This window comes from Streptomyces sp. NPDC002564, assembly GCF_042889645.1.
Lineage (GTDB): Bacteria > Actinomycetota > Actinomycetes > Streptomycetales > Streptomycetaceae > Streptomyces.
In genome coordinates, this window is the sequence record NZ_JBIARE010000022.1 from 19,986 (window position 1) to 37,285 (window position 17,300).

A 17,300-nucleotide genomic window follows, 5' to 3' on the forward strand; every position below is an offset into this window, starting at 1 on the left:
ATCTCCCAGGAGATCTGCTGTGACCATCACCCAGCCCGACCTGAGCGTCTTCGAGACCCTGGAGTCGGAGGTGCGCAGCTACTGCCGCGGTTGGCCTACGGTCTTCGACCGCGCGCAGGGCAGCCGCATGTACGACGAGGACGGCCACGAGTACCTCGACTTCTTCGCCGGAGCGGGGTCGCTCAACTACGGCCACAACAACCCGGTGCTCAAACGCGCCCTGATCGACTACCTGGAGCGCGACGGCGTCACGCACGGTCTCGACATGTCGACGACCGCCAAGCGCGCCTTCCTGGAGTCGTTCCAGAACATCATCCTGCGCCCGCGCGACCTGCCGTACAAGGTCATGTTCCCGGGCCCGACGGGCACCAACGCCGTGGAGTCGGCGCTGAAGCTGGCCCGCAAGGTCAAGGGCCGCGAGTCGATCGTGTCGTTCACGAACGCCTTCCACGGCATGTCGCTCGGCTCGCTCGCCGTGACCGGCAACGCGTTCAAGCGCGCCGGCGCCGGCATCCCGCTGGTGCACGGCACCCCGATGCCGTTCGACAACTACCTCGACGGCCGGACCCCCGACTTCATCTGGTTCGAGCGCCTGCTGGAGGACTCCGGCTCGGGCCTGAACACCCCGGCGGCCGTGATCGTCGAGACCGTGCAGGGCGAGGGCGGCATCAACGTCGCCCGCGCCGAGTGGCTGCGCAAGCTCGCCGACGTGTGCGAGCGCTGGGACATGCTGCTCATCGTCGACGACATCCAGATGGGCTGCGGCCGTACCGGCGCGTTCTTCTCCTTCGAGGAGGCGGGCATCACGCCGGACATCGTGACCGTGTCGAAGTCCATCAGCGGCTACGGCATGCCGATGTCGCTCTGCCTGTTCAAGCCGGAGCTCGACGTCTGGGAGCCGGGCGAGCACAACGGCACGTTCCGCGGCAACAACCCCGCGTTCGTGACGGCCGCCGCCGCCCTGGAGACCTACTGGACCGACGGCCCGGCGATGGAGAAGCAGACCCGCGCCCGCGGCGAGCAGGTCGAGGAGGCGCTGGCCGAGATCGTCGCGGAGAACCGCGCGGCCATCAAGGAGTGGCGCGGCCGCGGCCTGGTCTGGGGCATCGAGTTCCACGACAAGGAGCGCGCGAGCGCCGTGGCCAAGCGGGCCTTCGAACTGGGCCTGCTGATCGAGACCTCCGGCCCCGAGGGCGAGGTCGTCAAGCTCCTTCCGGCGCTGACGATCACCCCCGACGAGCTGGACGAGGGGCTGCGCACGCTGGCCCGCGCGGTCCGCGAGTCCGCCTGAGCGAGCGCCCTACCGAGCCCCGGCACCGTAAGAGAAAAGGAACCAACTCACCGTGATCGTCCGTTCGTTCAAGGACATTGAAGGCACCGACCGGCATGTGAAGGCCGCTTCGGGCACCTGGGAGAGCAAGCGCATCGTCCTCGCCAAGGAGCGGGTGGGCTTCTCCGTCCACGAAACCATCCTGTACGCGGGTACGGAGACGTCGATGTGGTACGCGAACCACATCGAGGCCGTCGTCTGCACCAAGGGTGAGGCGGAGCTGACCGACGACACGACCGGCGAGAAGTACACGATCACGCCGGGCACCATGTACCTGCTCGACGGGCACGAGAAGCACACGATGCGGATCAAGGAGGACTTCCACTGCATCTGTGTCTTCAACCCGCCCGTCACGGGTCGTGAGGACCACGACGAGAACGGCGTGTACCCGCTGCTCACGGAGCCGGAAGCGGACTGACCACCACCTTCATCCCGGACAGGGCCGTACGAGAGGAGAGGCAGGCAACACCATGACCACCGCACCCGAACGCACCAGTGACCTGTACCCGACGCGAGGCGCCGAAGAGGTGCTCATCGAGCGCAAGGACCCCGTGGTGTGGTCCGAGCCGGGCGCCGAAGGGCCGATCGCGGCCGGGGATCTGGCGGGGTTCGAGCGGGACGGTTTCCTGGCGATCGACCAGTTGATCACCCCCGACGAAGTCGGCGTGTACCACGCCGAACTGGAACGGCTCGTAGGCGACCCGACGATGCGTGCGGACGACCGCTCCATCGTCGAGCCGCGCACCCAGGAGATCCGGTCGATCTTCGAGGTGCACCGGATCAGTGAGCTCTTCGGCCGGCTGGCCGCGGACCCGCGGGTCGTCGGCAGGGCCCGGCAGATCCTCGGCTCGGACGTGTACGTCCACCAGTCGCGGATCAACGTGAAGCCGGGCTTCGGCGCCTCGGGGTTCTACTGGCACTCGGACTTCGAGACCTGGCACGCGGAGGACGGCCTGCCGAACATGCGCACCGTCTCGGTGTCGATCGCGCTGACGAAGAACCACGACACCAACGGCGGGCTCATGATCATGCCCGGGTCGCACAAGACGTTCCTCGGCTGTGCGGGTGCCACGCCGAAGGACAACTACAAGCGGTCGCTGCAGATGCAGGACGCGGGCATCCCGTCGGACGAGACGCTCACGCACCTCGCGTCCGACCACGGCATCCGCCTGTTCACGGGCGAGGCCGGCTCGGCGACGTGGTTCGACTGCAACGCCATGCACGGTTCGGGGGACAACATCACCCCGTACCCGCGCAGCAACGTCTTCATCGTCTTCAACAGCGTGGAGAACGAAGCGGTGGAGCCGTTCTCGGCACCGGTGCGCCGGCCCGAGTACATCGGGGCACGGGACTTCACCCCGGTGCGGTGACCTTGTAGGTGTGGAACGGCCCGGCATCCCCCGTGGATGCCGGGCCGTTCGCCGTGCGCGTCGCTCAGCGCCCGCCGGGCGCGGCGGTCACAGCGGCAGGTAGTCGGTGTAGCCCCGCTCGGTGCCGCCGTAGTAGGTCGCCCGGTCCGGGGTGTTGTACGGCCCCGCGGTCCGCAGCCGGGCCGGCAGGTCGGGGTTGGCGAGGAAGAGCGCGCCGAAGGTGATGACGTCCGCGGTGCCGTCCTCGACCAGGGCGAGCGCCTCGTGGCCGGTGGGGCCCTCGGTGCGCGGGTTCAGGACGAACGTGCCGCCGAAGTCGCGGCGCAGCCTGAGGGTCAGCTCGCGGTCGCCGACCTCCATGACGTGCAGGTACGCGAGGCCGAGCGGGGCGAGTTCCTTGGCGAGCGCGGTGTAGGCCGGCTCCGGGTCGGGCTCGGAGATGCCGTTGGCGGTGTTGCCGGGCGAGACGCGCAGGGCGGTGCGGTCCGCGCCGATCTCGGCGGCGACGGCCGAGGTCACCTCGACGGCGAAGCGGATGCGGTTCTCCACGGAGCCGCCCCACTCGTCGGTGCGGTGGTTGGAGCCGGGCGCGAGGAACTGGTGGATCAGGTAGCCGTTGGCGCCGTGCAGCTCCACGCCGTCGAAGCCCGCCTCGACGGCGTTGCGCGCGGCGGCGACGAAGTCGTCGATGGTGGCGCGGACCTCGGCGCCGGTCAGCTCGCGCGGGGTCACGAAGTCCTTGAGGCCCTCGGCGGTGTAGACCTGCCCCTCGGCGGCGACCGGCGAGGGCGCGACGTTGACCAGGCCGTCGGGCAGCAGCACGGGGTGGCCGACGCGGCCCGCGTGCATGAGCTGGGCGAAGATCGTGCCGCCCGCCGCGTGCACGGCGTCGGTGACCTTGCGCCAGGCGGCGACCTGTTCGGCGGTGTGCAGGCCCGGGGTGTCGGGATACCCCTGGCCGACCACAGAAGGCTGGATGCCCTCGGTGACGATCAGGCCCGCGGAGGCCCGCTGGGCGTAGTACGCGGCGGTCAGGTCCGTGGCGAGTCCGCCCTCACCGGCCCGGCTGCGGGTCATGGGGGCCATGGCGATGCGGTTGCCGAGCCGGATGCCGGACAGGTCGATCGGGTCGAACGCGGTGGTCATCGGAACTCCCTGGCACATTTATGTGGTCGGCCAATCAACTGCTTCGTGAGCCACTGTAACCCATTCCTTGGCCGACCAAGGTAAACTTTCGTCAGCGTCTTCCACGGATTCCACGGGTTCCACGGATTCTGCGGAAGCCGCAGATTCCGCAGGGCGTCCGGCGGCCCGCCGCAGCACCGGCGCCGACGGCAAGGGCAGCGACCACACAGGAGCTCGTGATGAAGGCCGACACCGTGCAGGCCCCTCCGGCCGACCCCGTCTGTACGCCCGGGGCCTCCGGCGTCGCCGCGGCGGGACCCGTCAGTCTCAGCGTCAGCCGGGTGGCCCGGCTGCACCGCATCGCCGCGGGCAAGGTCCTCAAGGGGCTCGGCCTCTACCCCGGCCAGGAGTTCGTGATGATGCACCTGTGGGAAGCGGGCCCGGTGCGCCAGTCCGAGCTGATCAAGGCGGTCGACCTCGACCCCTCGACGGTCACGAAGATGCTGCAGCGCCTGGAGCAGGCCGGGCATGTCCGGCGGCGCCCCGACCCGGCCGACCGGCGGGCCGTCCTGGTGGAGGCCAGCGCCGCGAGCTGCGGGCTGCTCGCGCAGGTCGAGCGGGCCTGGGGCGAGCTGGAGGGCCACACCCTGGCCGGTCTGGACGAGACCGAACGCGCGGACCTGGCCCGGCTGCTCGCCAAGGTCGAGACGAACCTGTGCCGGGAGACGGAGGACTGCCCCGAACGCAAGGGCGGCCTCGGCTGACCGCCGACGGAACCCCGACGACCGGCCCCGGAACGCCCCGCCCCCGGCGACGGCACCCCGCGACCGCCCCGCCCCCAAGACCTCCTACAGCCAGGACAGCGATGCCGCGCGGGTCAGCACCCGCCGCACCGCGGCCTCGTCGCCCGAGGTGCCGCGCGGCACCCGGTCCGGCGCCCGCCGGCCGCCCACGAGCAGACAGAAGTCGACCGGGTCCAGGACGAGTTCGGCCCGTACCGGGTCGTCCGCGCTGCCCAGCACCCACTCCGTCGCGCCGCCGTCCCCGGCGACCGTGAGCGCGACCGGCGGCGCCTTCGGACCGAGGGCGGGGCCGAGGGCCCGGACGGCCAGCCGGACCAGCTGCCACAGGTGCGGGGCCGTCGGCGGCGGCACGGCCAGGTCGAGCGCCCCGCCGATGTCGTCGGCGTGCACCCAGGTCTCGAAGGCGCGGGCCAGGAAGTGGTCGGAGATCAGCAGCCGGACCCCCGCGAGCGCCGTCGACCGGGCGGCGTGCCCGGCGTCGTGCGCGGCCCGTGACGCGAGCATCCCGGAGGCCTGCACCCGCCAGGCGGAGACGGTCTGCGCGGGCGTACGGGCCCGTTCGCGGCGGATCACCTCCCGGGTGCGCGCCTCCCAGGCCGCCCGCCACGGCACCCCGTCCGGCACCCGCAGGGCGGGCACGCGCGCGTGCGGGCCCAGGTGGCGGGCGAGCGGCTCGTCGGCGGCGAGCAGATGGGCGACCGTGTCGTGCACGTCCCAGTCGTGCACGACGGGCGTCCGCCAGAGCTCCGGGTCGTCCACCTCCGCGAGGAGGGCCTGGAGTCCGGCGACCGCCGCGGCGTAGGGCGCGGCGTGCGGGGCGGTGCGCAGGGCCGGGGCGCGGCTGCGCAGGGCGAGGGAGAGGCCGTGCGCCCCGGGGTCCGCGTCGGGCGCCGGTCCTGGCGGGGCGGGGGTGGCGGGGCCGGGGTGGGCGGGGGTGGCGGGGCCGGGGCCGGGGCCGTCCAGGTGGCGCACCGTGGCCCGCAGCCGGGTGGCCTCGGCGGCGCAGGCCCCGCAGTCCCCGAGGTGCATGGCCACCATGGCTTCGTCACCGGGCATGAGGGCGTCCAGCGCCCAGGCGCCGAGGAGGGCGCGTACCTCTTCGTGGTCGCTGGTCACGGTCCCCCGCAGGTCGTCGTCACGGGTGGTCGCCCCGCAGGGGCGGTTCCGCGAGGGTCTCGGCCAGCGTGCGCAGGGCCGTTCTCAGGCGGGCCTTCGCGGTGTCCTCGGGGATGCCGAGCTCGACGGCGGCCTGCCGGTAGGTGCGGCCGGCGAAGTAGGCCAGGTGCACCACCTGCTGCTGGGGCAGCGGGAGCCGGGCGAGGGCGGAGTGCAGGAGGAGGGAGCGCTCCTGTTCCGGCACCGCCTCGTCCGGGGCGGGGCCGCGCCCGGGCGCCTCGCGCGGCGCGGTCTCGTCGGCGGGGGCGGCCTTGTGGTGCCGCTCCTCGCCGCGCGCCCAGTCCACCGCACGCCGGTGGGCGAGCACGCAGAGCCAGCCGCGCAGGCTCCCGCGGCGCGTGTCGAACGCGTAGGGCCTGCTCCACAGGTGGGCGAAGACCGCCTGCGCCACCTCGTCGGCGGCGGCGCGGTCGCGGGTGACGCGGACGGCGACGCGGCGCACCAGCGGGTCGTAGGCGGCGTAGGCCTCGGCGAGGGCCGCCTCCTCGCCATAGACCAGGCGGCGGTGCAGTACGGCGTCGGGGGGCGGTCTGCCGGGGCCCGCGGGCAGCACCGGCGGGCCCGGCGCCTCGAAGGACGGCTCCACCGGCACCACCACCTCGCGCGGCCGCTTCGTCGTGCTCGTCGTGCTCGTCCTGCAAGACTGGCGGCCCGGGGCCCGCCGCGCCAGGCCTCAGGCGGACAGCACGTCGAGGAGCCGGTCCACATCCGCCTCGGTGTTGTACAGGTGGAACGCGGCGCGCAGGTGTCCCGCCCGTGCCGAGGTCAGGATGCCGGCCCGGGTCAGTCCGGGGGCGCGGTCGGCGAGGCCGGGCACGGAGACGACGGGCGAGTCGCCGGGTACGGGGGTGTGGCCGAGGGCGGCGAGGCCGCGGCGGTAGCGGGCGGCGAGCGCCGTGTCGTGGGCGTGGATCGCGGCGACGCCCACCTCCTCGACGAGGGTGAGCGCGGCGGCGGCCCCGTGGTACGCGAGGAAGGCGGTGGGCTCGTCGAACCGGCGGGCGTCCGGGGCCAGTCGGTCGAGCGGGCCGTAGGTGGAGTTCCAGGTGTCCGCGGCGGCGAGCCAGCCGCCGTGCAGCGGGGCGAGGGAGTCCTGTGCCTCCTCCCGCACGGTCAGGAAGGAGACGCCGCGCGGGCACAGCAGCCACTTGAAGGCGCCGGTGAGGGTGTAGTCGTAGGCGTTCGCGTCCAGCGGCAGCCAGCCCGCCGCCTGGGTCGCGTCCAGGAGGGTGCGCGCGCCGTGCGCGGCGGCCGCCGCGCGGACGGCGGCCAGGTCGGCGGTGCGGCCGTCGGCGGACTGGACGGCCGAGAACGACACGAGTGCCGTGGTGGGGGTGACCGCCCCGGCGAGCTCGGCCAGCGGCACGTAGCGCATCTTGAGGTCGCCGCGCAGCACGAAGGGGTTCACGATGGAGGCGAACTCGCCTTCGGGGACGAGGACTTCGGCGCCGGGCGGCAGGGACCCCGCGATCAGTCCGGCGTGCACCGCCACCGAGCCGCCGGTCGCCACCCGGCCCGGGTCGACGCCGACGAGCCGGGCGAAGGCGGCCCGCGCCGCGTCCACGGCCTCGAAGTCGCCCGCGCCGCCCGGCCGTCCCTCGGCGTTCTCGGTCGCGAGGCGGTGCACCGCCGTGACGGCCCTGCGGGGCAGCAGGCCGCAGCTCGCGGTGTTCAGATAGGTCGACGTGGGAGCGAATTCGATGCCGGTGTTGATCCCCATGGACTCCATGGGGATCAACCTATGCGGCGTATCAGGCCTGCGGAACCGCGCATCCGTCGGGGCCGCACGCCTCGCCGCCGTCGGCCTGCGCGAGGGTGGTCAGCGGCGCGCGCTCGCCCCACGCCTGTTCGAGGGCCTGCGTGAAGACCTCGGCGGGCTGGGCGCCGGAGATGCCGTACTTGCGGTCAAGGACGAAGAACGGCACGCCGTTCGCGCCCAGTTCGGCGGCCTCGCGCTCGTCGGCGCGCACCTCGTCGGCGTAGCGGGCGGGGTCGGCGAGGACGGCCCGTACGGCGTCCGCGTCCAGACCGGCCCGGACGGCGAGCTCCACGACGCGCTCCTCGTCGGCGAAGACGGACCGCTCCTCGGCGAAGTTCGCGCGGTACAGCAGGCCGATCAGCTCGTCCTGGCGGCCGTGCTCGCGGGCGAAGTGCAGCAGACGGTGCATGTCGAAGGTGTTGCCGTGGTCGCGTCCTTCGGTGAGGTAGGGCAGGCCCTCGGCGGCGGCGTTCTCGCCGAGCCGGCGCTCGCCCTCGTGGGCCTGGTCCTCGCTCATGCCGTACTTCTGCATGAGCATGGGGATGACCAGGCCGGTGTCGCCCTTGGCGCGGCCGGGGTCCAGCTCGAAGGAGCGGTGCACGACCTCGACGCCGTCACGGTGCGGGAAGGCGGCGAGGGCCTTCTCGAAGCGGGCCTTGCCCACGTAGCACCAGGGGCAGGCGATGTCGCTCCAGATCTCGACGCGCATGTGTGTGGCTCTCTTCAGGTCGTACGTCAGGTCGGTGCGGAGGGCGCCTCCGCTCCCGGTGACAACGTCCGGGCAAAGCACCTCATTCCCCCGGTGCGAACTTTCCGGTGTTCGCCCTGATCCAGGTGCGCAGGTGGGCGAGGGGGACCAGGGCGCCGCGGCCGAGCTCGGTCAGCTCGTACTCGACGCGGGGCGGGACCTCCGCGTACACCCTGCGCAGGACCAGGCCGTTGTCCTCCAGGCGGCGCAGGGTCCGGGTGAGCACCTTGGGGCTGACGCCCTCCAGCTTGCGGCGCAGCTCGCCGAAGCGGCGGGGGCCGTCCTCCAGGGCGGTGATGGCGAGGCCCGTCCATTTGGTGACGAGCAGCTCGAAGACGGCGCGGCCGGGGCACAGCAGGCCGTAGATGTCGTGCGGTCCGAGGCCGTCGTCACGCTTGTGACCAGTCATGGTTTCCAAAATATAGCTGGTGCCCTTGCGGGTCACCGGGCACCCGCCCCTAGCGTCCCGATCATGAACTCGAGCACTCCTCCCCTCCCCCGTCCGGCCCGCAGGGACCGTCCCGTCCGGGTCGGTCTCGTCGGCCTCTCCGCCCGCGGCGGCTGGGCGTCACAGGCGCACGTGCCCGCGCTGGCCCGGCTGCCCGGTTACGAGCTGCGCGCCCTGTCCGCGTCGGGCGACGCGTCGGCACGGGCGGCGGGCACGGCGTACGGGGTGCCGCTGGCCTTCGGCTCGACCGCCGAGCTGGTCCGCAGCGACGATGTGGACCTCGTCGTGGTGAGCGTGCGGGTGCCGCTGCACCGCGAGGTGATCCTGGGGGCGCTCGGCGCGGGCAAGGCGGTGCTCTCCGAGTGGCCGCTGGGCAACGGCCTCGCCGAGGCGAGGGAGCTGGCGGCGGCCGCGGACCGGGCCGGGGTGCGGACCTTCGCGGGGCTGCAGGCCCGCTCGGCGCCCGGCGTCCGGTACGTGCGGGACCTGGTGGCCGACGGGTACGTGGGCGAGGTCCTCTCGACCAGCCTGGTCGCCTCCGGGCGGCGCTGGGGCCCGGTCTTCGAGCCGGGCGGCGCCTACCTCCTGGACCGGGCCAACGGCGGCACGATGCTGACGATCCCGTTCGGGCACACCGTGGACGCGCTGGCGCTGGTGCTGGGCGAGTTCACCGAGGTGTCGGCGACCCTGGCGACCCGGCGGCCGGTCGTGCACGAGGAGGGCACGGGGCGGGCCGCGCCGATGACGGTCGACGACCAGATCGCGGTGTCGGGGCGGCTGGCGTCCGGCGCGGTCGCCTCGGTGCACTTCCGGGCGGGCCTGTCCCGGGGCACGGACTTCCACTGGGAGATCAACGGCACGGCCGGCGATCTGGTCGTCACCGCGGCCTCCGGCCACCTCCAGCAGGCCGCCCCGCGCGTGCGCGGCGGCCGCGGACCGGACACCGGTCTCGCCGAACTCCCGGTGCCCGACCGCTACTTCGACGTGCCCGAGCTCGACGACCTGCGCGGGCTGCCCGGGTACAACGTCGGCGCGCAGTACGCACGGGTGCTCGCCGACCTCACCGGGGGCGGCACGCACGCGCCGGACTTCGCGCACGCGGCGCGGCGCCAGGCGCTGCTCGACGCGATCGAGCGGTCGGCGGCCACGGGGGCCCGGGTCACCCTCTGACGACCCCCGCGGGCCGGCTCCGGATCAGGAGCCGTCCCGCAGCCCCTTGGGCCAGTTCGGGCGGAACTCGATGTGGTCGTACGTCACCACGCAGCCCTCGCCGACGGGCGACTGCGCGAGGAAGCCGACGAGCGCGGCGCCCGCCGTCCGCTCGTCGCCGAGCGAGAAGATCCGCACGAACGTCCACCGCTCGCCGTCCGTCGAGGCGTGGAAGGCGAACGCCGAGCCGGTGCGGCTGATGCGCAGCCAGGCGCTGCTGCCGTCCACCACGAAGGCGTTGGCGTCGTCGGAGTGGCCGCGGGTGACGACCGTGCAGATGGTGGGCTCGTCCGGGGAGCGCTCCAGGCAGAGCTTGGCCCACTCCCGCTCGCCCACGTGCAGGTACAGCACGCCCGCGTCGAAGGCGGCGGCGAAGCCGACGGTGACGCGGGCGATGAGCTGGAAGTCGCCCTCGGGGGCGCCGAGCAGGCGGGGCGCGTCGGACGCGGGGTCGAGCACCGCGCCGGTCGGCGGCACGAAGCGGTCCTGGCGGGCACCGGCCCAGCCGGTGAGCACACCGTCCTCGTGGGACCAGTGCCCGTCGGGTCCGTAGGTGCGCAGCGGGAAGGGCAGTTCGGGGAGGGTGACGTCCATGGGCCCAGTGTTCCAGGCCGCCGCCCGCCCGGCCCCGCCGGTGCCCGGTCCCGCACCGGCCGGTGTCCGGATCCCGCCGCGCCCCGGGGGCGCCGGGGTCACCCCTGCGGCCCCCCGCCCTCCAGACGCCCGTCGTAACGCCGGGGCAGCCCCAGCGGGTTGGCGTCGCGCAGCTCGGGCGGGAGCAGGGCCTCGGGGGTGCCCTGGTAGGCGACGGGCCGCAGCCAGCGCTCGACGGCGGTGCCGCCCACCGACGTGGAGGTCGAGGTGGTCGCGGGGTAGGGGCCGCCGTGGTGCTGGGCGGGGGCGACGGCGACGCCGGTGGGCCAGCCGTCGACCAGGACGCGTCCGGCGAGCGGGGTGAGCTCGGCGAGCAGCTCGGCGCCCCGGCCGCTCTCCCCCGCCGCCTCCCCCGCGGAGAGCTGGACGGTGGCGGTGAGGTTGCCGGGCAGGCGGGCGAGGACGGCGGTGATCTCCGCGTCGGAGGCGTACCGGGCGACGACGGTGACGGGCCCGAAGCACTCCTCCAGGAGCAGGTCGTGCGCGCCCTCGTCGGCGAGGCGGGCGGCCGGGACGGTCAGGAAGCCCGCGCTGACGGTGTGCTCGCCGCCCGCGCCGGGGGTCACCGGCGCTTCGACGTCCGGGAGTTCGGCGCGCTCGCGCACCCCGGCGACGAAGTTGTCCCGCATCCGGTGGTCGAGGAGGACCCCGGCCTCGGTGTCGCTGACCGCGTCGGTCAGGGACTTCACGAGCCGGTCGCCGCCCGCGCCCTCGGGGGCGAGGACCAGGCCGGGCTTGACGCAGAACTGGCCGACGCCGAGCGTCATGGACCCGGCGAGGCCGGTGCCGATCTCCTCGCCGCGCTCGGCGGCCGCGGCCTCGGTGACGACGACGGGGTTCAGCGAGCCGAGCTCGCCGTGGAAGGGGATCGGCACGGGCCGGGCGGCGGCCGCGTCGAAGAGGGCGCGCCCGCCGCGCACGGAGCCGGTGAATCCGGCGCCGGCCACCAGCGGGTGCCGCACCAGGTCGATGCCCGCGTCGAAGCCGTGCACGAGGCCGACGACGCCCTCGGGGACCGCGTGCGCGGCGGCGGCCCTGCGCAGCACCGAGGCGACCAGCTCGGAGGTGCCGGGGTGGTCCGGGTGGGCCTTGACGACGACGGGGCAGCCCGCGGCGAGGGCGCTCGCGGTGTCGCCGCCGGGCACGGAGAAGGCGAAGGGGAAGTTGGAGGCGGCGTAGACGGCGACGACGCCGAGCGGGATCTTGTAGCGGCGCAGGTCGGGGACCGGCGGGGTCGCCGAGGCGTCGGGGTGGTCGATCACGACGCCGAGGAAGGCGCCCTCGTCGACGAGGTCCGCGAAGGAGCGCAACTGGTAGCAGGTGCGGGCCAGTTCGCCGGTGAGCCGGACGGGGCCGAGGGCGGTCTCCGCGTCGGCGGCCTCCACGAGGTGGCCCCTGGCCTCCTCCAGGAGGCGGGCGGCGGTGCGCAGGAAGGCGGCGCGGACCGCGCGGTCGGCGAGGGCGGGCGCGGCGTCCCGGGCGGCGCGGACCGTCTGGTCGACCTCCTCGGCTGTGGCCTCCACCGCAACCTGCTCGCGCTGCTTCCCGGTTCGGGGGTCGACACTCCAGACTGGTGCTGCTGCCACCGCGGATTCCCTTCCAGAGGTACTGCGAACGTCGTATGAGGGGTCGTGCCAGGTGTCGTGCCGGAGGTATGCCACTCACCAGGGCCGTTCGATATGCTGAACGCCGTCTCCGTCGGTGAATGTGCGGGGACTCGGAGACTATTTCTCGGCGTTCTAAGGGGTCAAGGGCGATGTCGGCTGGCGAGACCGGAGGCGGCGCGCAGGTCAAGTCCGCGGTGCGGACGGTGGAATTGCTCGAGTACTTCGCGGGCCGTCCCGGAATGCACTCCCTGGCGGCGGTCCAGGAGGCCGTGGGCTATCCCAAGTCCAGCCTCTACATGCTGCTGCGCACCCTGGTCGAGCTCGGCTGGGTCGAGACGGACGCGACCGGCACGCGGTACGGCATCGGCGTACGCGCCCTGCTCGTGGGCACGTCGTACATCGACGGCGACGAGGTGGTGGCCGCCGCCCGGCCGACCCTGGACCGGCTCTCCGACGACACCACCGAGACCATCCACCTGGCGCGGCTCGACGGCACGAACGTGGTCTACCTCGCCACCCGCCAGTCGCAGCACTACCTGCGCCCCTTCACGCGGGTGGGCCGCAGGCTGCCCGCGCACTCCACGTCGCTGGGCAAGGCGCTGCTCGCCACCCACACCGACGAGCAGGTCCGCAAGATGCTGCCGGAGACGCTGCCCGCGCTGACCGAGCACACCCTCACCGACCGCGAGAAGCTCATCGAGGAGCTGCGCACGGTGCGTGAGCAGGGCTTCGCGGTGGACCGCGAGGAGAACACGCTGGGCCTGCGCTGCTTCGGCGTCGCCATCCCCTACCGCACCCCCGCGCGCGACGCGATCAGCTGCTCGGTGCCGGTGGCGCGGCTCACGCCCGCGCACGAGCAGATGGTGAAGGACGCCCTGTTCGACGCCCGCGACCGGCTGACCCTGGCGACTCGGAGGATCTGACGCATGGATGTCAGCCTGCGCCCGGTGCACGACAGCGATCTGCCCGTCTTCTTCCGGCAGATGAGCGATCCCGAGTCCCGGTACATGGCGGCCTTCACGCCCGAGGACCCCACCGACCACGTCCGCTTCGACGCGCACTGGTCGACGCTGCGGTCCGCCCCGGGCGTCGACGTGCGCACGGTCCTGGCCGACGGCGACGTGGTCGGCAACGCCGCGGTGTACGGGGAGCCGGGCGAGCGCGAGGTCACCTACTGGATCGACCGCGCCTACTGGGGCCGGGGGCTGGCGACGGCGGCGCTGGGCGCCCTCCTGGACCTGGTCCCGGAGCGCCCGCTCTACGCCCGCGCGGCGGCGGACAACGCCGGCTCGATCCGGGTCCTGGAGAAGTGCGGGTTCCGCCTCTCCACCACCGAGCGGGGCTACGCCGCGGCGCGCGGCGCGGAGATCGACGAGGTCGTCCTCGTCCTGCGGGCCCCCCGGAGCGGGGCGGGCGCCGACCCCGCCGCATGAGAAGTTCCTGAGAAAACGGTCGTAAGCGCGCCAGAAGGGAACGAAACCCTCCCCTCCGCTCGTCCTCCCACGGGATGAACAAGACGATCAGGCACGCCTCGGTCTTCGCGCTGCTGCTCGTGCTCGCCCTCCTGATACGGGCGACATGGGTGCAGTTCCACGACTCGCAGGCACTCGCGGACGACAAGCTGAACCGGCGGAACGCGATCGAGCAGTACGCGAACCCGCTGGGCAACATCATCGTGGGCGGTGAGGCCATCACCGGCTCCGAGCGGACGAAGGGCGGAGACCTCGCGTACAAACGCACCTACAAGGACGGCGACCTCTACGCGCCCGTCACGGGCTACAGCTCCCAGGTCTACGGTGCCACCCAGCTCGAAGGCATCTACCAGGACGTGCTGGACGGCACCGACAACCGGCTGAAGAACCCCCTGGACACGCTCACCAACAAGCGGGCCGACCCCGGTGACGTCGTGACGACGATCGACGCGGCGGTGCAGAAGGCCGGCTACAAGGCGCTGGGCGACACCAAGGGCGCCGCGGTCGCCCTCGACCCCAAGACCGGCAAGATCCTCGGCATGGTCTCGACGCCGTCGTACGACCCGTCGAAGATCAGCGGCTCCACCGACTCCAAGGCGTGGAAGGAGCTGACCACCGACAAGGAGAAGCCGATGGTCAACCGCGCCATGCGCCAGCCGCTGCCGCCCGGGTCGACGTTCAAGCTGGTCGTCGCGGCGGCCGCCCTGGAGGACGGCCTCTACGGCTCGGTCGACACCCGCACCGACAGCCCGAACCCGTACACGCTGCCCGGCACCCGGACGGTCCTGAAGAACGAGAACCAGTCCGCTCCCTGCGAGAACGCGAACATCCGCACCGCGCTCCAGTACTCCTGCAACAACGTCTTCGCGAAGATGGCCGTCGACCTGGGCCAGGGCAAGGTCAAGGCGATGGCGGAGAAGCTGGGCTTCAACGCCGACAAGCTGGACGTGCCGGTGCGCGCGGGCAAGAGCGGCTACCCGTCGGACATGGACAAGGCGCAGACCGCGCTCAGCGGCATCGGCCAGTTCGACGTGACGGCGACCCCGCTGCAGATGTCGATGGTCTCGGCGGCGATCGCCAACGGCGGCGAGCTCGCCAAGCCGCACATGGTCGCGCAGATCAGCGACTCCGGCGGCGACGTCCTGGAGAAGCCCGGCGACGGCGGGGCCACCCGCGTGATGGACGAGTCCACCGCCGAGGGCCTGCAGTCCGCGATGCGGACGGTCGTCGAGAAGGGCACGGGGTCGAACGCGAAGATCCCCGGCGCGACGGTCGGCGGCAAGACGGGCACCGCCCAGCACGGCGAGAACAACAGCAAGACGCCGTACGCCTGGTTCACCTCGTACGCCAAGGGCAGCGACGGCAAGGAGGTGGCGGTCGCGGTGATGATCGAGTCCTCCAGCGCGGCCCGCGACGAGGTCAGCGGCAACGGCCTGGCGGCCCCGATCGCCAAGGCGATGATGCGGGCGGCGCTGAAGTCCTGACACGGCACCGGGGCGGGATCCCGAAGAGCCGGAGATCCCGCCCGCGCCCGCCGTCCGGGCGCCGCCCCTCCCCTGCCGGGGTTCAGGGGCGGCGCCCCCGCCATGCCTGCAGCGCCCACGCGAGCGCCGCGACCGCGCCCGCCCCGGCGAACAGCCCCACCACGAAGCCGGCCCCGGACCCCGCGTCGCCGTCGTCGACGGCCACCGAGACGCCCGCCACGACCGCCGCCACGGCGAGCACGCCGAGCAGCACGAAGAACTTCCGGCTGAAGAAGCTGGACCGGTCCGGCACCGGCGGCGGCGCCTGGACCTGGGCCGCGGGCCCCAGGCTCGCCGCCCGCGGCCGCTTGTACCAGGCGTAGATCACCCAGTTCCCGCAGGCCTCCCAGCCGTCGGGGGCGAGCCGCTCGTCCAGGTGCTCGCGGCCGCGGGTGATCAGCTCGCGCCGGTACTCCCAGCGCTGCGGCTGCGCGAGGTCGCGGTGGCTGACGAAGCGGCCGAGCGCGTCGACCCGCTCGACCTCCCAGCCCTCGTCGCCGAAGCGGTTGAGGAGCTCCTCGTCGCCATAGGTGTCGGCGGTCCAGCGCCAGGTCTGCACCCGCTCGCCGGGCGCCTGCCGTGCCCGCTCCCCCGTGGCGGGCACGAGCAGCTCGGCGAACTCGTCGGCGGGGCCGAACTCGGCCTCCGCGTCCGTCGCGCCGGACTCCTCCAGGTGGGCGGCCAGGTCCGTGACGGTCACCTCGACGCGGTCGGCGGGCAGGCCGTGCGCGCGCAGGTGCTCGGCGAGCCCGGCCAGGTAGGCGTCCCGGTCGCGGCGGGCCGGGGCGTCGTCCGGCAGTTGCTGTGCGTCGTTCATCATGCTTCCACTCCCGCCCTCGCAAGGACGTCACGTACGGATCCGTCGAAGGCGAGCCACAGGCCGCCCTGTTCGCCGAGGGTCCGGCGCCCGGCGTCGGTCAGCCGGTAGTAGCGGCGGCCGGGGCCCTTCTCGGTCGCGCGGAACTCCGCGGCGACCAGGCCCGCCTCCTCCAGGCGGTTGAGGACCGGGTAGAGCGTGCCGCCCTTGATCTGGCCGAAGCCGTCGGCGCCGAGCTGTTTGGCGATCTCGTAGCCGTAGCTCTCACCGTCGGTGAGGCAGGCGAGCACGAGCAGGTCGAGGACGCCCTTGAACCAACTGGAGCGGCGGTCGTTCACTTCGGATCTGCCTTTCGGGCGGCGGACTTTCGGGCGGTGCGCTGTCAGGCACTGGGCGCGGCGCGCAGCGTCGTCGGCGCCGGCAGCGTCAGGTCGCGCACGGACAGGATGACGTGCACGACGACGGGGAGCAGCAGGCTGCCGCTCGCGAGGTAGAGCCCGGCGAGGACCGTGCCGAACACGGCGAAGACGAGGAGGCCCTGGCGGCCCTGGTACCAGCCGGCGACCGTGTAGGCGAGGACCGAGAGGGCGGCCGCCGCGTACAGGTCGAGCCCGAGGGCGCCGACGCCGAAGGCGATGAGCAGGCCGCGGTAGACCAGTTCGGAGCAGAGGCCGTCGGTCACCGCGACGGCGACGGCGAGCCTGCGCTCCTCGGGGGTGCGCGGCAGCATCGCGGCGATGGGGGCGAGCCCCGGCACGTTCTTGCCCCGGCGGGCGAGGTCGTGGAAGTTCCTGCTGGAGACCACCGCGACCGTCCCGACGACGATCAGCGCGATGACGACGTACACGGGCCGCTCGGGCAGCGCCAGGCCGAAGTCGGCGGCAACGGCGCCGGGCGAGAGCAGCAGGGCCGCGACGGCGAGGGCGGCCAGGGCCCACCACGCGGCCAGCAGGACGCCGAAGTAGCGGACCAGGGCGCGGGGTTCGGTGTCCCTGCGCCGGGCCAGCGAGCCGTACATGCGGCGGCCGGCGAAGGGCTCGCCGAGCAGCAGGTAGCCGGCGACTGCGGCGGTGACGGCCGTCGATGCGGCCGAGAAGTCCGGCGTGATGGTCATGGAGTCCCCCTGTCCCGAAGGGGCCGCGGGGGGGGGGGGGGGGGGGGCCCCCAGCCCGCCGGCCCCCCGCCGGGCGGGGGCCGCAAAAACGAAGAACCCCGCACCGCCAAAAAAAACAAAAACACCCCGCCAAAAACCCCCCCCC

Annotated in this window: 19 protein-coding genes; 8 read left to right on the forward strand and 11 right to left on the reverse strand. The window is 73.4% G+C overall.

What is annotated here, in order from left to right:
* Positions 1-19: 19 nt before the first annotated feature.
* The 3 genes from ectB to thpD are packed head-to-tail and all read left to right on the forward strand — an operon-like array spanning position 20 to position 2,700.
* Positions 20-1,291, forward strand: a complete 1,272-nt coding sequence (ectB, locus tag ACFYXE_RS37605; RefSeq protein ID WP_361180847.1) for a diaminobutyrate--2-oxoglutarate transaminase — start codon at positions 20-22, stop codon at positions 1,289-1,291.
* 52 nt (positions 1,292-1,343) lie between these two features.
* Entirely contained in the window at positions 1,344-1,748 is a 405-nt protein-coding gene (locus ACFYXE_RS37610; RefSeq protein WP_150166377.1) for an ectoine synthase, read from the forward strand.
* A gap of 52 nt (positions 1,749-1,800) precedes the next feature.
* Positions 1,801-2,700, forward strand: coding sequence for an ectoine hydroxylase (gene thpD, locus ACFYXE_RS37615; protein ID WP_361180846.1), 900 nt, complete (start codon positions 1,801-1,803; stop codon positions 2,698-2,700).
* Between the two features lie 87 nt (positions 2,701-2,787).
* On the opposite strand, the gene ACFYXE_RS37620 is transcribed toward thpD, so the two are convergent.
* Positions 2,788-3,846 (reverse strand): alkene reductase, encoded by a 1,059-nt coding sequence (locus ACFYXE_RS37620; RefSeq protein ID WP_389320839.1) that lies wholly within the window; start codon positions 3,844-3,846, stop codon positions 2,788-2,790.
* 218 nt (positions 3,847-4,064) lie between these two features.
* Here ACFYXE_RS37620 and ACFYXE_RS37625 point away from each other — a divergent pair, with 218 nt between their 5' ends.
* Positions 4,065-4,589, forward strand: coding sequence for a MarR family winged helix-turn-helix transcriptional regulator (locus tag ACFYXE_RS37625; RefSeq protein ID WP_361180844.1), 525 nt, complete (start codon positions 4,065-4,067; stop codon positions 4,587-4,589).
* An 84-nt stretch (positions 4,590-4,673) separates the two neighbouring features.
* On the opposite strand, the gene ACFYXE_RS37630 is transcribed toward ACFYXE_RS37625, so the two are convergent.
* The 5 genes from ACFYXE_RS37630 to ACFYXE_RS37650 all read right to left on the reverse strand — a co-directional run bounded on the left by ACFYXE_RS37630 (position 4,674) and on the right by ACFYXE_RS37650 (position 8,720).
* Entirely contained in the window at positions 4,674-5,744 is a 1,071-nt protein-coding gene (locus ACFYXE_RS37630; RefSeq protein WP_389320844.1) for a maleylpyruvate isomerase family mycothiol-dependent enzyme, read from the reverse strand.
* 19 nt (positions 5,745-5,763) lie between these two features.
* Positions 5,764-6,402, reverse strand: coding sequence for an RNA polymerase sigma factor (locus ACFYXE_RS37635; RefSeq protein ID WP_389320847.1), 639 nt, complete (start codon positions 6,400-6,402; stop codon positions 5,764-5,766).
* Between the two features lie 75 nt (positions 6,403-6,477).
* Positions 6,478-7,533, reverse strand: coding sequence for an aminotransferase class V-fold PLP-dependent enzyme (locus tag ACFYXE_RS37640; RefSeq protein ID WP_389320849.1), 1,056 nt, complete (start codon positions 7,531-7,533; stop codon positions 6,478-6,480).
* A 22-nt stretch (positions 7,534-7,555) separates the two neighbouring features.
* Positions 7,556-8,272 (reverse strand): DsbA family oxidoreductase, encoded by a 717-nt coding sequence (locus ACFYXE_RS37645; RefSeq protein WP_361180723.1) that lies wholly within the window; start codon positions 8,270-8,272, stop codon positions 7,556-7,558.
* 82 nt (positions 8,273-8,354) lie between these two features.
* Positions 8,355-8,720 (reverse strand): winged helix-turn-helix transcriptional regulator, encoded by a 366-nt coding sequence (locus ACFYXE_RS37650; RefSeq protein ID WP_389320853.1) that lies wholly within the window; start codon positions 8,718-8,720, stop codon positions 8,355-8,357.
* Between the two features lie 63 nt (positions 8,721-8,783).
* Here ACFYXE_RS37650 and ACFYXE_RS37655 point away from each other — a divergent pair, with 63 nt between their 5' ends.
* Positions 8,784-9,929, forward strand: a complete 1,146-nt coding sequence (locus tag ACFYXE_RS37655) for a Gfo/Idh/MocA family protein (RefSeq protein ID WP_389320856.1) — start codon at positions 8,784-8,786, stop codon at positions 9,927-9,929.
* 24 nt (positions 9,930-9,953) lie between these two features.
* Here ACFYXE_RS37655 and ACFYXE_RS37660 read toward each other — a convergent pair whose 3' ends face one another.
* Entirely contained in the window at positions 9,954-10,562 is a 609-nt protein-coding gene (locus tag ACFYXE_RS37660) for a DUF1349 domain-containing protein (protein WP_361180726.1), read from the reverse strand.
* A gap of 98 nt (positions 10,563-10,660) precedes the next feature.
* A complete protein-coding gene (locus ACFYXE_RS37665; protein ID WP_389320859.1) occupies positions 10,661-12,208 on the reverse strand; it encodes an aldehyde dehydrogenase (NADP(+)) in 1,548 nt (515 codons plus the stop codon).
* 170 nt (positions 12,209-12,378) lie between these two features.
* Between ACFYXE_RS37665 and ACFYXE_RS37670 the strand changes: the two genes are divergently transcribed.
* The 3 genes from ACFYXE_RS37670 (at position 12,379) to ACFYXE_RS37680 (ending at position 15,185) form a co-directional block, all read left to right on the forward strand.
* Positions 12,379-13,152, forward strand: coding sequence for an IclR family transcriptional regulator (locus ACFYXE_RS37670; protein WP_361180729.1), 774 nt, complete (start codon positions 12,379-12,381; stop codon positions 13,150-13,152).
* Positions 13,153-13,155: 3 nt separating this feature from the next.
* Positions 13,156-13,662, forward strand: a complete 507-nt coding sequence (locus ACFYXE_RS37675) for a GNAT family N-acetyltransferase (RefSeq protein WP_389320864.1) — start codon at positions 13,156-13,158, stop codon at positions 13,660-13,662.
* Positions 13,663-13,736: 74 nt separating this feature from the next.
* On the forward strand, positions 13,737-15,185 hold the full coding sequence (locus ACFYXE_RS37680; protein ID WP_389320867.1) for a peptidoglycan D,D-transpeptidase FtsI family protein: 1,449 nt from the start codon (positions 13,737-13,739) through the stop codon (positions 15,183-15,185).
* Positions 15,186-15,267: 82 nt separating this feature from the next.
* Here ACFYXE_RS37680 and ACFYXE_RS37685 read toward each other — a convergent pair whose 3' ends face one another.
* From ACFYXE_RS37685 to ACFYXE_RS37695, 3 genes are read right to left on the reverse strand one after another with little or no spacing between them, the layout of a single operon-like run.
* On the reverse strand, positions 15,268-16,044 hold the full coding sequence (locus ACFYXE_RS37685) for a hypothetical protein (RefSeq protein ID WP_389320870.1): 777 nt from the start codon (positions 16,042-16,044) through the stop codon (positions 15,268-15,270).
* Positions 16,041-16,379 carry a PadR family transcriptional regulator gene (locus ACFYXE_RS37690; RefSeq protein ID WP_361180733.1) on the reverse strand — a complete coding sequence of 113 codons (339 nt, stop codon included), beginning with the start codon at positions 16,377-16,379 and terminating at the stop codon, positions 16,041-16,043. Before ACFYXE_RS37690 ends, ACFYXE_RS37685 begins: the two co-directional genes overlap by 4 nt.
* 44 nt (positions 16,380-16,423) lie before the next feature.
* Positions 16,424-17,155, reverse strand: coding sequence for a CPBP family intramembrane glutamic endopeptidase (locus ACFYXE_RS37695; protein WP_389320874.1), 732 nt, complete (start codon positions 17,153-17,155; stop codon positions 16,424-16,426).
* Positions 17,156-17,300: the final 145 nt, after the last annotated feature.

Excerpts from the sequence above, each read along its gene's own strand:
- ACFYXE_RS37625 (WP_361180844.1), top strand. The coding sequence starts at position 4,065 with ATGAAGGCCGACACCGTGCAGGCCCCTCCGGCCGACCCCGTCTGTACG.
- ACFYXE_RS37670 (WP_361180729.1), top strand. The coding sequence starts at position 12,379 with ATGTCGGCTGGCGAGACCGGAGGCGGCGCGCAGGTCAAGTCCGCGGTG.
- ACFYXE_RS37695 (WP_389320874.1), bottom strand. The coding sequence starts at position 17,155 with ATGACCATCACGCCGGACTTCTCGGCCGCATCGACGGCCGTCACCGCC.
- ACFYXE_RS37685 (WP_389320870.1), bottom strand. The coding sequence starts at position 16,044 with ATGATGAACGACGCACAGCAACTGCCGGACGACGCCCCGGCCCGCCGC.
- ACFYXE_RS37620 (WP_389320839.1), bottom strand. The coding sequence starts at position 3,846 with ATGACCACCGCGTTCGACCCGATCGACCTGTCCGGCATCCGGCTCGGC.
- ACFYXE_RS37640 (WP_389320849.1), bottom strand. The coding sequence starts at position 7,533 with ATGGAGTCCATGGGGATCAACACCGGCATCGAATTCGCTCCCACGTCG.
- ACFYXE_RS37645 (WP_361180723.1), bottom strand. The coding sequence starts at position 8,272 with ATGCGCGTCGAGATCTGGAGCGACATCGCCTGCCCCTGGTGCTACGTG.
- ACFYXE_RS37655 (WP_389320856.1), top strand. The coding sequence starts at position 8,784 with ATGAACTCGAGCACTCCTCCCCTCCCCCGTCCGGCCCGCAGGGACCGT.
- ACFYXE_RS37650 (WP_389320853.1), bottom strand. The coding sequence starts at position 8,720 with ATGACTGGTCACAAGCGTGACGACGGCCTCGGACCGCACGACATCTAC.
- ACFYXE_RS37660 (WP_361180726.1), bottom strand. The coding sequence starts at position 10,562 with ATGGACGTCACCCTCCCCGAACTGCCCTTCCCGCTGCGCACCTACGGA.
- thpD (WP_361180846.1), top strand. The coding sequence starts at position 1,801 with ATGACCACCGCACCCGAACGCACCAGTGACCTGTACCCGACGCGAGGC.
- ACFYXE_RS37675 (WP_389320864.1), top strand. The coding sequence starts at position 13,156 with ATGGATGTCAGCCTGCGCCCGGTGCACGACAGCGATCTGCCCGTCTTC.
- ACFYXE_RS37680 (WP_389320867.1), top strand. The coding sequence starts at position 13,737 with ATGAACAAGACGATCAGGCACGCCTCGGTCTTCGCGCTGCTGCTCGTG.